This window comes from Pseudomonadota bacterium, from assembly GCA_039033415.1.
In the GTDB taxonomy this organism is placed as follows: Bacteria; Pseudomonadota; Gammaproteobacteria; order Xanthomonadales; family SZUA-38; genus JANQOZ01.
In genome coordinates this window covers 154,893-168,440 of the sequence record JBCCCR010000003.1, presented here as the reverse complement: position 1 = coordinate 168,440, position 13,548 = coordinate 154,893, and the positions used below count along the sequence as shown (strand labels likewise).

Here is a 13,548-nt window from a genome sequence, read left to right as displayed (position 1 = left end):
AAATACGCGTCATGCCATCTTCCAAGAACCATTCCAGCAAACCCCGCATCGTCATTGTCGGTGCCAATTTCGCCGGGCTGCGGGCAGCAGCCCAGCTTTCCTGCCGCTACCGGGTGACGATGCTGGACGCGATGGGGGAGTTTGAGTGGACCCCTAACATCCATGAGATTCTCTCGGGCGTTAAACGCGCGGATGGCGTCAAGCTGCCCTTCGGTGCCGCCGTTGCCCGCTACGGCCACGAATTTGTGCAGGCGCGGGTCAGTCAAATCGACAGCGATGCACAACAGGTGATCAGCGCGGAAGGCCGGTGCTGGGATTATGACGCCTGTATTGTGGCCGCCGGCAGTGAGGGTGCCAGCTTTGGGGTCCCGGGCGTTGAGGAACACGCCATGAAACTGCGCCGAGTGGCAGACGCGGAGCGTATCGCCACAGCTCTGGACCGGCTGGGCCGCCGGAAACGTCCAGCCTCGGTGGTTGTGGTCGGCGGCGGCATCACGGGCGTCGAGACTGTCGGGGAGATCCTGCGGCGACGTCACCGCAACGAACGCTTTAAGGTTCGACTGCTGGAGCAAGAGCATCGGCTGCTGTCCCAACAGCCTCGACAGGTTGGTGATGATGCCGCCGAGCGCTGCGAGGCTTTCGGCGTGGATGTCCTCCACGGCGTGGCGGTGGAGTCGGTGCATGCGAAGACCGTTGTCCTCGACAACGGCCAGCGCCTCAAGTCCGACCTGTGCATCTGGACGGCAGGGCTCGCGCTGCCCGCCTTTCTCCGTGACGCCGCCCTGAACACCTCTGACGATCGGTGGCTGCCGGTTCGAGACACGCTCCAGAGCCAGGCCAGTGACGCACTATTTGTGGCCGGCGACAGCGCTGCCCTGCGAGAGCCTATCGCCAAGCAGGCGTACCACGCGATGGATATGGGGGAGCTGGCCGGCGGCAACGTGGATCGATTTCTCCGCGGCAGGCGGCTCAAAGACTTCAGGCCATCGCGTACGCCAACCCTGATCGCTTTTGGCGACGTCACCACGTGGCTCGTGGCAGGCAATTCAGCGGCCGCCAGCCCGCTGCTGGCGGCAGGCAAAGAGGCGGTGTATCTCGCCACGATGGCTCAGCTGGATTCACCCTGGCGGCCGGTTGGCTACGCGGCCCGGCTGGCGAGCCGCGCCAGCCGTGCCACCTTTGGCCTCCTGCTGCCGCAGCTCAATCTCGAATCGATTGTCGCCGGCGCTAAGGGCAGCCGGATTATGCTCGGCTGATAACGCCGTTCACCGCCGATTGACGGCGGCTGTCGCACGCTACGGACCATGATCGAGGTAGTCTGGTTCAAGCGGGACCTTCGCACACACGACCATGCAGCGCTTGCCGGCGCGCTGGATCGTGGCCCGACGCTGGCCCTCTACATCATCGAGCCGGAGCTGTGGACGCAGCCCGATCGGTCTTGGCGACAGTGGGAGTTCCTCAAGGGCTGCCTGAAGTCGCTGGATGCTGACCTGCGCGAGCAGGGCGGCGAGCTTTGCGTGCGAGTGGGAGGTGCCCTTGAGGTCTTCGAATCACTGAGGCAACGCTACGGCAGCCTGCGGATTCACGCGCACGAGGAAACCGGCACCCGCTGGACTGATCTGCGCGACATCGCGCTGCGACGCTGGTGCCGCGAGCAACAGGTGCCGCTGATCGAACACCGCCAGTTCGGGGTGTTTCGGCCGCTGAAAGACCGCAATGGCTGGGCCGGGCACTGGAAGCGACAGATGTTGCAGCCGCTGGTCACGCTGCCAGAGCACTTTGAGTGGCAGCAGGAACAGGCGACCGCCGGCTGGGAAGACTGGTCGCCGGAGCTCGAGCTCGAGGATTGTGCAGTTCAGCCCGGCGGTACCGATCACGGACGCAGGCTCATGCGCAGCTTTTTGGAATCGCGGGGCGAAAGCTATCACCGGGAGCTATCCAGTCCCGAAACCGCCGAGGACAGCTGCTCGCGGCTCAGCGCCCATCTGGCGATGGGCAGTCTGTCGCTGCGCGAGCTTGCGCAGCGCACCTGGCGGGCCCAGCAGGGTGCACGGGGGCGCAGCGGGACCTGGCCCAGGGCGCTCAAGGCCTTTGAGGGCCGCCTCCACTGGCACTGCCACTTCATCCAGAAATTTGAGAGCGAGCCGCGAATCGAGTTCGAGAACCTGGCCCGCAGCACCGACGGTCTACGGGAAGACGCGTTCGATCCGGATCGCTTCGAGGCCTGGCGCCAAGGTCTGACCGGCTATCCGTTTGTCGATGCGTGCATGCGGTATCTCAACGCAACGGGGTGGCTGAACTTTCGGATGCGGGCTATGCTCGCTGCGTTCTCCGCCTACCACCTCTGGCAGCACTGGCGACAGCCCGCGCTGCATCTGGCCCGGTGTTTCACCGACTATGAAGCCGGAATCCATTTCAGCCAAATGCAGATGCAGTCTGGCACTACCGGGATCAACTCCGTTCGGATCTATAACCCGGTGAAGCAATCCATGGAGCATGATCCGAACGGCGACTTCATCCGCCGCTGGGTCCCTGAACTCGAAGGTGTCTCGGCCCAGTGGATTCACGAACCCTGGCGCATGCCGGCGTCTATGCAGGTGGCGCAGGGTTGCCGTATTCCCGGCAACTACCCCGCACCGATTGTGGATCATATCGCCGCGGCCAGGACTGCCCGCCGTCGCATGGCAAAGATTCGCGCCCCAGAGGAAGCGTTTCGAGAGAGTAAAGACATCTTCCGCCGACACGGCAGCCGTCGGCGTCGTTAGTGAGTTCATTCCTCGGGCTAGCGTATGCTGCGCCAACCTTCAATCACCCTTAGCTCGCGTGTAGTGGGAGGCTGGTTATCTCGGAGAATCAGAAAGCCGCCAGTTCCGGGGTCAGGCCAATAAGAATACCCCGGTACATTGACCCACATGGGGTCGTCCAATATGGTCTCCGGCTCGCCAAGCTTAACCGCCCCGTCTTGCTGGCTGACGGGCACCCGATACAGGCGGGTGCCATAGCGATAGTAGAGGCTGGACATGTCCTCCGACCACGTGGGTTCTTCGCCGCCTTCGGTTGAGACCGGGAGCGTAGGACCATCGCGAAGCAGCGGCATGATGACCACCTCGTAGCGGCCCGAGGCGTCGACCGTCAACGCCAGCCAACGGTGATCAGGCGAGACGTGACCCAGGTCTTCTTCCACATCCGGCTGCTGTGCGACCACTGTCTGCTTACCGGTTTGGAGGTCAACGATTGCGTAGTCGAACCCGCCTTCGCCGACAACCGGCATGGTAGCGAGGTTATTGGCGCTCATCCTTACCAGGAAGCTCTGGGTCTCCAGGATAAGCGACTTTTCAAAGCTGGCTGAGGATGTTGAAGTCTGGTAAACGCCCTGAGGCTCACCGCTGCTGTCATGCGCAAAGTACAACGTGTCGCCATCATCCGACCACTCGGGGTGGTGATTGTTGCCACCCCGAGTCAGGCGGCGCGACTGCCCGCTGGCGAGGTTGTATAGATAAATGTCCGATTGGCTGCCGTTGACGGTGGCGGCGATCTGCTGACCATCCGGCGATACGGCAAGGTTGCCAAATCTCGCGTCGGCAATCGCCGTTTCGCTGATGCTGCCGTCGACGCCGACTCTCGCTATCTGCAGCTCCAGATAGGCGCCGCCGGTGGCGTAAATCAGCGTGCGATCTGAAAGCACAAACTGTGGCAGCGAGTCGTCGCGCCGAAGCTCGCCGCCTAGCAAACGGGGCTCGCCTGACACCTGATTGGTGGCATTCTCAAAATCCACGGCAAACAGCTCGTTGCCCATCACATAGACCAATGAATCGTTGCTGGCCCAACCCGCAACGGGGAGATCGATGATCGTTTCCAGCGTCCCGCGGGCGGGGTCCAAGGCCACTAGACGACCAAACGATTCGGTACCCGGGTAGGCCACGGTGAGTACCGTTTCGCCACCTGGCATCGGCGTCATCACCCGGTTGTACACAATAGGCGTACCGTCTGGTGCGGTAGTTTCGGCCAGCGTAAACGGCTGTGGCGTTGTGCTGTTGATATTTATCCACCAGGTCGACCGGCCCTCCCGATCGGAGTAAATGATCCGGTCATTGCCCCACCAGGCACCCCCGCGCGGATTTGGTGTTGCGAGCACCGTCCGCACTGCTCCGCCGTCGAGCGGTGCAATCCTCAGCTCATCAGCGGCGAAAAAGGCGACCTTCTCGCCATCAGGCGAAACAAAGGGCAGATAGGCGCCTCCGGTACCTTGGATTGGCCGCACGCCAAATTGACCTAGATCTCTGAGAAATAGCTGAGATTGATCGGTTTGGGACGGGCCGGTGTAAATCAGCTGCTGTCCATCCGGGGTGATCGCCAGCGCAGGCACCGGCAGGCGGAGCGGCGATGCGCCGATGAAATCGATCGGCGCGTCCTCCGGCAGCAAGATGTCGTAACGCCTGACGTCGAGGGGCTCGTCGGCGGTACCTTCTTTGAGCCTTGGTGCCGATGAATCCATAACTTCAGCGGGGTCGCCCTGATCGCTCGTCATAAAAAAGGCGCCGATCGCCAGCATCGCAGTCAGCATGAGCGCCCCAGCCAGGGGTAAGCCGGGGCCTGCTGGTTTGGGTCGGTCGACAGTTTCAACGACTGGCGTCGGAGCAGTTGGGCTGAGCTTGGCGCTGATAGCCCGCAGCAGCTGTTGAAGGGCGTGATTGTCCGCTCCATCGCGCCAACCTGAGAGATCCTCGCAGTGAAACTGGCGAAATCCCATCGGCGGGTCGGTGGCGTCGAGGCCGATCGCCACCAGCTTGCCGCTGTCTGCAGCGACCGAGGCTTCGTCGCGTACCCAGCGAGATTTCGAGGCTTCCGCAGACCAGCACACAATGACCGCGCCAGCGGCCTTGAGTGCCTCTTCGATCTGGGCGGAAAACTCGTCGCCGCTCAGGAGCTGGCGGTCCCACCATACGGAGTAGCCCGCGGCTTCCATAGCCGCAGCAAGGCGTCCCGCCTCCTTATGGTCGCCGCGAGCGTAGGAGATGAATAGGTCGGTCAATGCGAACCCCACACGTTGCCGTCGGTTCAATTATATCCGCGTGCGGCCATCGGCAGCCCGTGTCTTCCAGCACCTCACTGTGGTCCGGACCCCCAACCAAGGAGGCGCTTTCGCTCAAGGCACCGCTCGGTGAGATCGCCGGCGCGTAACGTCAGTGAAATTAGCGTTAGAGAAGGCTTAAGTTTTTGTTGCCTCTCAGAAAGCTGCACAGAATCTGCGATGACGGTCTCATTTATTCCTCTCTGCCGTCGCTACCTTGATCGCGTCGGCCCGCTTCATCCGACCCGACAATTTGACTGATCAAGGAGAGCCCCGTGTCCATTTCCACTCATGGTCAACGGGCCCGCGTCTACCGGTCGCTGGTCCTGCTTTTTTTCGCCGCAACGTTCAGTGCCTTTGCCCAGCCAGTCCAGTGGGCGCTTGAAGAGACCTTCGACGGCGATCCACCGGCTCCCTCACAGGATCTGTTGCCTCGAACCTTCGACTACGTGGTGACCCACCGGAATCATCCGCAGGAGCAGTTCAGCAAAAACTTTGTCGGTTTTCTTGCAGACCACAACATGAATTGTGATGGGCCCAACCCGGCCGTGTCCCCGCTGCCGCAGCATCTGGTCAACACCAGCCAGACCTCAAACGGCGATCGGCCGGACGAGAGTTTCTTCCTCTGCAAGAACCACATGATGTCGGCGCTGGGTGAGGTGACGGCCTACTCCAACAGCGCCTTCTGGCCGCGCCAGGAGTTCGATTTCAGCGACGGCGGTACGCTGGAATTTGACGTCAATATCAACCTCGGCCACGGCCAGCGTGTCTGGTGGGAGGTGCTGATCACGCCGCGGGACCAGCTTCGGGTGGGAGCAGCCTCACCGCAGTCCGCCATCGACGAGCGCTATCCGCTGGACCGGATCGTGCTCAACTTCAGCGAGCTGGTGCGCCACGTGCGGGTGGGTAGCGGCGATCTTGATCCCTACGGTTGGCAGGTGGACGAGCGTCAGTTCTTTGAATATGACTGGGCCTATTGGAACGCACTGCATCCCACAGATCCGGCTACCTCCGACCGTCGTATCCGACGAACGATGCGGATCCGGCTGGAGAACGATCGGATTGTGTGGGGTATTGAAACCGCTGACGGTGGCTTCGACGACTTAATGGTCAACCTGCCGGATGGCCTTCCTTTCACGCGTGGGCTGGTGTTGTTCAAGACCCATGCATATACCCCGGTGGGACACGGCAACACCGATACGTACACGTTCCACTGGGACAACATTCGATTTGACGGACCGGTAGTGGGCAACTATCAGGCATACACCGCTGACGACGTGGTTTATCTGCAGGCCAACGGCAATCGACCGATTGGGGATACGGTCACGGTCAACGTTAACCTCCCCGCTGAAATCAACAGCCCGGTGTTGTTTGGCCAGCTGGCCCAGCCGCTGCGAGGACAGGTGCGTCTGAGCATCAACGGTGGCCCGGAGCTGGAGGTGAATCCGTATGAATACGCTGAGCAAAACTGCGTCAGCGGCCAGTGGCGCGACTGGAAAAGTTTCCGCCTTCCGCTCGATCCGGCCTGGCTGGTGGCCGGCAACAACACGCTGACCTGGCGGGTGGGCGAGCGACCCACCTGCGCCGCTGGGCGCGACGACTGGTGGGATGGCTATTCGGTGAAATTTATTCAGATCCAGAGCGACGGGGCTGTGGACGTCGACGGACTGATTTTTGCTTCAGGATTCGAGTAGGGTCACCGAAATCTGGTTAGCTTGCCGCGGCCGCTGGGCCTGAACCGAGTACGCCTTCTTGCGCCAGGTCATCTAGTTCCGGCTCGCTGAGTCCCCAATCCATTAGGGCCTGCTGTGCATCTACCCCGGGCTCCTGCGGAGCGCTTGGCGTTGATGACGGCGTACGAGAAAAGCGCGGCGCCGGTGCCGGCTGCACAATGTTGTCCACCGTGACGTACGTGCCGCGCGCCTTGAGGTGCGGGTGTTCTGGCGCTTCGCTCAGAGAGAGTACCGGTGCGGCGCAGCAGTCGCGTGTTTCCAGAGTTTCTGCCCACTGCTGCCGGGTTTTGGCGGCGATGGCCTCAGTGAAGAGCGCGGTATGCCGGGGCCAGTCCTGAAAGCGGTACTGGTCGGCAGGATCGATATCGTCGATCTCCAAAGCCTCGAGCAGATTACGGAAAAAGCGGTTCTCGAGCGCGCACAGGGCGATGAACCCACCGTCCGAAGTTTGATAGCTGCGGGCAAAAGGCGCGGCGCCGTCCAGCAGGTTGCTCTGCCGCCTGTCCTGCCAACGCCCTCCGGCAAGCAGGCCGTAGAAGAGCGTCATCATGGACGCCACGCCGTCCACCATCGCTGCGTCGACCACTTGCCCCTGGCCGGAGCGGCTGGCCTCCAGCATCGCCGCCAGCATCCCCATAGCCAGATACAACGCCCCGCCGCCAAAGTCGCCGATCAGATTCAGCGGCAGCGGCGGCGGGCGGTCCGCGTCGCCGATACTGTGCAGGGCGCCAGAAAGCGCGATGAAGTTGGTGTCGTGGCCAGCAGCGTCGGCAAGTGGACCTTCCTGTCCCCACCCGGTGATTCTGCCGTAGACCAGGCGAGGATTCTTCGCCTGGCAGGCGTCAGGCCCTAAACCCAGCTTCTCCATCACCCCGGGCCTGAAGCCCTCAAACAGCGCATCCGCATCAGCGCATAGTTGCAGCACGAGCGAAACCCCTTCGGGCTGCTTTAGATCCACCTCCACCGTCGGTCGGCTGCGGTTCATCAGGTTGAACTTCGCCGGCATCGCAATGCCGGGATCGAGTTCCCCGGGACGATCGATGCGCAGCACCTGCGCACCCATGTCGGCCAACAGCATGCCGCAAAGCTGGCTCGGGCCGATCCCGGCGATTTCGATAATCTTAAATCCGTTGAGTGGTCCCATGGGGAAGCCTGTCTCTTTGGCGAAAGTTTCGCAGTTTACCTGCAAGCTTTCCTGCGCGGGATATTCCGTGCGGAGCATGGCCCAGCCGTCGAATGCGCGTGATAGCTAGCGGATCAAGCGCCAGCACCTATTGGCGTCATCTTGCGCAGTATTTTGAACAGCGAAGGCTTTCAGCAAATGATGACGATTGCCGGCAACTCCGGCACGATGGAATCGAGCTGTTTCAGCTCCAGGTTCAGTTCGTTGAGCAAATTCTGCACGCGAGTTGATTCCTGCAGAATGAGGTAGGTTCTGAGAATACCCAGCGGGTCCGAGAGTACCTCTACAAGGACGGCTTCCGGGGTGAGCGGGAAGAGAACCTGCGTGTCGGAGAGATTCATCCGAATTAGGTTGCGGACAGCTTCCTCTGCAACATCTCGGCCGAGCTGATCAAGCGTCGCCTGACGGGCTTCAAGGCGCTTAATTTCCTTTTCGATGCTAGCACGACTGTTTGGGGTGCAGATCTCCGGCGTGATCCTGTTTGCAATGAGAAAGGGATCGTCGGCCAGGCCGAAGCTGCTGGTAAGCTTGAGTGTGGGATCGTCGCCGAACAGCAGGTCCCTCGATAGGCCTAACTCAAAACTTCGATCGAGACTGTTTATCAGCTGGTTCTCACCAAATACAATTTCGCTCAAGCTGATTGACCTGCTGCTGTCGTCGGTGATTTCCGGCAGCGGCGAACCGAAGCGGCCGATGCTGTATGCGTTCTGGTCCGTCGGGTCAAAGTCTCCGCCTTGCCGTGGCTTGATGCGGCTCCGGGCGCCGCTGTGGACGTATTCGCCGGGCGCGTCGCTGTAGATGTCGCCGGTGAGCGACAGGCCGCCCTGCCGAGCGCGCGGACCCAGCGGCCACAAGGGTGCGCCGGCCAGCACTTTTCCGAAAGCGTCGAATTTCGCCTGACTGCCCGCGGTGCCGTTTTCGTCGGTGGCAAGCACCGCGTTCCCCAATTCATCATAATGTGGAAACCAGACACCTGATCCGTCGGCGTTGCTGCGCCACAGCGGCTCACCCTCTGGGGTGCTGGTCCAGTTAAACCAGTCCTGCCCGTCAACAGACTGAACCGCCAGGCTTGGCCTGCCGGTCGCGTAGTTCCAGCGGAATCCGTTCTGCTGTCCCCCCTGGCTCATGCCGATCATCCGGTTCGTAGCGTCGTAGTCCAGATCGACCGTTTGGGCTGCATCTGAGATTTGCCGCACGCGCCCTGCCAAATCCCAGCCGTACTGCGTTTCGTCAGCTTCGGTGACCTGGCCAAGGGGGTTAAAAACTTTGCCGGCGATTTGTCCCGCGGCATTAAACGAGAAATCCAAATCAGGCAGGGAATCGAAGTTAGGAGCCAGTGGCTCAAGCCCTGTCACGCGGGACAGTCGCGCGTCGGCGTCGTATGCCAGCCGTCGATCGAGGAAGCTTCCGCCACCCTTTGTGGTGTCGCCTTTTTGTGTCCCGCTGCTAGCGACCCGGAGTCGCGTAAGACGTCCGGAGGCGTCGTATTCGTAGCTGGTCGTGACGCCGTTCGATCGGGTGATTGCGCTGCGACGTCCCGCCGGGGTGTAGCTGAAGCTGGCGCTGTTGCCCATGCTGTCGCTGACGGTGTCGAGTAGGCCTCGACCGTTGTAGGTATAACTGACGGTCATGCCGCCGGGGTAGCCAACGGTGAGCAGTCGGCCGTCGGAGCGCCGGGTCATCTGAAGGCCGTTCGATTCAATGACCTCGCCGTTTCCGTCGTAGGCAAGCGAAAGCCCAGAACCAGAAACCAATCGATCTTCGGCATCAAACGTGGCGCTGATGTCTGTACCGTCGGAATACAGTGCGCGCGTCAGGTTGCCGTTGGCGTCGTAGGTGTAGCTGACCGAGCCAGCGCCGCCGGGAAAGGTCGCGCCGGAGACTCTGCTGCGGCTGTCATAGCTGTAGCTGGTGGTCTGGCCCAGCCGGTCGGTTGATGACGTCAGGCGGCCCTGATTGTCGTATTGCGCCGTCGCGCTGATGCCTGCTGAATTCGTGACGCTGGTGGCGCGCCCCAGCGCGTCGACGTCTCGGCTGGTCTGCAGCGGGCCGGTCTGGACCTGATTTTCCCGCCCCTGGGCGTCAAAGGTCCGGGAAGTTGATCTGCCGCTCGGCAGCTGCTCTCCGATCGGACGTGCGTTGCTGTCGAAACTCACCGACGTGGGTGCATTCGCGCCCGTTGCTATGCTGCTGAGCCCGCCCGTGGCGTTGAGGCCGAGCTGCGCGTGCGCACTATCTGGGTCTCGAATCTCGGTCAGTCCGCCTTCCTCGTCATAGCTGAGGCTCGTGCGGTTTGCGGCGCTGTCGGAGATGCCCGTGAGCTGACCTAACGCGTTGTAGTCCAAGCTCATGCGCTCACCGAGATTGTCCTCGAGTTCCGCGAGGAGTCCTCGGCTGTCATAGTCCAGACTGACAACGTGACCCTCTGGACGCTGGACGCTGGTCAGGCGTCCGCTGCTGTCATAGCCATACAAACGGGCTTCGCCGGCGCGATCGATAAAACCCGTCAGGCGGCCGTTGGCGTCATAGCTGAGGCTGGTTGTATTTCCGCGTGCGTCGGTAACGGCCGTAAGCTGATCAGCGTCGTTAAGCGTCAGCGTGACCGAGTCAGCGCCCGGATAAGTGATCCCGGTGAGCCGACGCAGGGAATCGTAGGAGAACGAGGTCGTATCGCCCGCAGGATCCGTGCGTGTTGCAAGGGTCCCGTCTGGGTTGAAGGTCTGGATGGTGGTCCCGCCGAGCGGATTGGTCGAGCTGAGCAGCTGGCCGGCGGCGTTTCTTGAGAATGTCCAGACGCCACCCGCCTGGTCCGTCAGCGAAGTCAGGCGCCCGGCGCCGTCTCGGCCAAAGCCAATACTGGTGCCGTCGGGGTAGGTGATGGACGTGTAGTTGCGGAACGTGATGCCGCGCACAACATAGTCGGCCTCCTGATAGTTGATGGACTGGCCGTCAGCGCGCGTGAGCTGCTCCAACAGGCCGCTGTCAGGGCTGTATTGGAACGAGGACGTGCCGCCGAGACGATCTACCACGCCGGCCCTGCGCCCGTCGCCGTCGCTCACGTAGCCCGTGGTTTCGCCTTCCGCGTCGGTGATCCCGGTGAGCTGGCCGCCGCCGTTATGCTCATGCACCTGCTCGTTCAGCAACGGATCAACGATGCGCGTTTGCGCGCCTTCGTACGTCAGGCTCATCACGTTGCCGTCGTCGTCGCTTTGCGTCGACACCCGCTGCTGGTCATCCCAGGTTTGCCTGAAACGAACGTTGCCCTCGGGCAGTTCCATGCTGGTGAGCAGCCCCGCACCGGTATAGCTGTAGCGGGTCTGTCCGCCCCTCACGTCCGTCAACGTGGTCAGATCCTCGCCTGTATGACCGAACGCGACGACTCTGCTGTTGTCATCTTCAAGCTGAGTCAGCAGCCCGCCAGGCTGCTGGGAAAACGTCAGGCTGCGGCCGAGGCCGTCGGCGACGTTGGTTAGCAATCCTGCACCACTGTAGGTGAGCGTGAGGGTGTTGCCGCTAACATTCTGGATCTGGGTGAGACGATCGTTGGCGTCGAAAACGTACAGCAACTGAGTGGCGGGATCGCCCAGCACCAGGCGGTTACCTTCGGTGACCAGCTGCCAGGGTTGGTCGACCGAGACGCCCACCAGATTCCAGGTGCCATTTTCGTCGAGAAATTGAAGTCGTCGGCCGCGGGGCGTGATGATCTCCGCCGTACCCGGGCTGCGGATCAGATTCCATTCATAGTAGTGACGCCAGTTCCGGCCCATTGAGCCAACGACGCTGTCCGCGTTGAGGCCCGAGGCGTAGTAACGGCTGAAGATGATCGGCAGCGGTCCGCCGAGATCGATGTCCGGCGCGGGACTCTCAAAAAGCTCGCCGGTGAACGTATTGATTGGGTCGCCCGTGCTGCCGCTCAGCTCGAAATTTGCCGCGCTGTCGGTTTCGGTGACTTCACCCACCCGGATGGCCCAAAGCTCCTCCCCGCTGACTCCGTCGTCAGCAGCCATGAACACCCGACCGTTCACGGCACCTAGCTGGTTAAACACGGCGCTGCCAGGACCGGGGTTAATATCGGTCAGGCCAATGGTACCTAAAGGCATGCCGTTGCTGGCCCAAAGCTCCTGGCCGAATTGGTCATCCGCGGCCGAAAAGTACGCGACGCCGTCAAGTCCAATGGGCTTACCGGTGCCTATGGGCGCCAGCAGAATCGTGCCAGCGCTGGTTCCGTCAGTGCGCCAAAATTCGTCACCGCTGTCGCCGAGAACTGTGAAATAGGTAAAGTTGCCGACGGTGGTGAGAAAGGTTGGAAAAGACGGACCGAAAAGACTGATGTCGGCTAATTCCGTCGTGCCGGCGATGGTACCGTCGCTCTGCCAGAGCTCGTCTGCCGAAAAAAGCAGCCGGCCGTTGAGTTCGGCGAAATCGTTGGGGCGTGCTCTGCCAAACTCCCGGAGCACGCGTGTTCCAGCTTCCGTTCCGTCGGTGACACCGAGAAAGTGGTTATTAGGAGCCAGGGTGCCCGAAAAAAAAACCTGATTACCGACGGTCAACAGGTTTTCAAACCTGTCCCCGGCATCCGGGTCGTTTCGGTAAGACAATGTCGATTCGCTGCCCGGAGCGAAATCGGTCAAACGCACCGTGGTCGCTGCCGTTCCCTGGGTGCGCCACAGTTCACGTCCACTTACTCCGTCGTCAGCAACGAACAGCAGCTGGTCACCCAAAGCGACAAAATTAGGGACAGTCCCGATGTTTGCAAATTCGGTGTCTTCATCCCCGGGCGTCAGGTCGACGACCTGGACCGCGCCTACGCCATCGGTGCGATAGAGCTCCCGTCCAAACGCGTCGCTGATGGCGGTGAAGTAGACGGTACCGTTGACGTTAACGATACCCTCGGGGTTGGAAGACAGGGTGCCGCTGCGGATATCGGTCACGCGCTGTGGATTGCCGCCGACCAGTCGCCACAGTTCGCGTCCGGTATTGGATTCGGTGGCCACATAGTAGAGCTCACCATCGACATCCGTCAGAAATTTGGGGTTTTGACTACCCACGGAATCCATCGCGATGCGCGTACCCAGCGCTGTCCCGTCACTTTGCCAAAGATCGACGACAATGCTGCCGTCGGTCCCGGTGTTCGCTGAGAAGTATAGGAGCCCGTTTGAGACCTCGAATGGTCCACCCGGCGTCGAGCTGTTCGGACCGGGCCGAAGGTCCCTGACGCGATAGGCGTCCTGCGCCGAAGCTATCGGTATCTGACAAAGAACCAGCAGTGCGACCACAAGAACTCGCGAAGCCAAAATTGCCGGAGCGCCCCTCATGGTGACGACTCCTCAAAGCTGTCGATAAAAACAAACTCCGTCGACCGCGACTGGCTGACCAGGTTGCCCGCATCATCCAGCTCCAGCCGAATCAAGGTCCGGTCCGGATCGTCGTAGACGATACCGGTCAATCGGCCAGCGTCATCGTAGGTGTACGTTTCAGCTAGAGCGACCGCCCCGACAGCGCAACCGACCAGCAGCGCCAAACGGCGCACCTCGCGCGTTTTCTCCGTCATAGCTCGACAT

The 13,548-nt window shown here is 61.5% G+C and carries 7 protein-coding genes; 3 read left to right on the top strand and 4 right to left on the bottom strand.

The window, feature by feature from the left end:
• Positions 1-11: 11 nt before the first annotated feature.
• Together AAF358_03520 and AAF358_03515 are read left to right on the top strand one after the other, a co-directional pair.
• On the top strand, positions 12-1,256 hold the full coding sequence (locus tag AAF358_03520) for an FAD-dependent oxidoreductase (GenBank protein ID MEM7704593.1): 1,245 nt from the start codon (positions 12-14) through the stop codon (positions 1,254-1,256).
• 48 nt (positions 1,257-1,304) lie between these two features.
• Positions 1,305-2,765: a deoxyribodipyrimidine photo-lyase gene (locus AAF358_03515; protein ID MEM7704592.1), complete on the top strand. Its 1,461-nt coding sequence runs from the start codon at positions 1,305-1,307 to the stop codon at positions 2,763-2,765.
• Between the two features lie 17 nt (positions 2,766-2,782).
• On the opposite strand, the gene AAF358_03510 is transcribed toward AAF358_03515, so the two are convergent.
• Entirely contained in the window at positions 2,783-5,032 is a 2,250-nt protein-coding gene (locus AAF358_03510) for a TIR domain-containing protein (GenBank protein MEM7704591.1), read from the bottom strand.
• Between the two features lie 314 nt (positions 5,033-5,346).
• Between AAF358_03510 and AAF358_03505 the strand changes: the two genes are divergently transcribed.
• A complete protein-coding gene (locus AAF358_03505; GenBank protein ID MEM7704590.1) occupies positions 5,347-6,765 on the top strand; it encodes a hypothetical protein in 1,419 nt (472 codons plus the stop codon).
• Positions 6,766-6,781: 16 nt separating this feature from the next.
• On the opposite strand, the gene AAF358_03500 is transcribed toward AAF358_03505, so the two are convergent.
• The 3 genes from AAF358_03500 to AAF358_03490 form a co-directional block, all read right to left on the bottom strand.
• Positions 6,782-7,948, bottom strand: a complete 1,167-nt coding sequence (locus tag AAF358_03500) for a CaiB/BaiF CoA-transferase family protein (protein MEM7704589.1) — start codon at positions 7,946-7,948, stop codon at positions 6,782-6,784.
• Positions 7,949-8,118: 170 nt separating this feature from the next.
• On the bottom strand, positions 8,119-13,302 hold the full coding sequence (locus AAF358_03495; protein ID MEM7704588.1) for a DUF6531 domain-containing protein: 5,184 nt from the start codon (positions 13,300-13,302) through the stop codon (positions 8,119-8,121).
• Entirely contained in the window at positions 13,299-13,538 is a 240-nt protein-coding gene (locus AAF358_03490; GenBank protein ID MEM7704587.1) for an RHS repeat domain-containing protein, read from the bottom strand. Before AAF358_03490 ends, AAF358_03495 begins: the two co-directional genes overlap by 4 nt.
• Positions 13,539-13,548 lie beyond the last annotated feature (10 nt).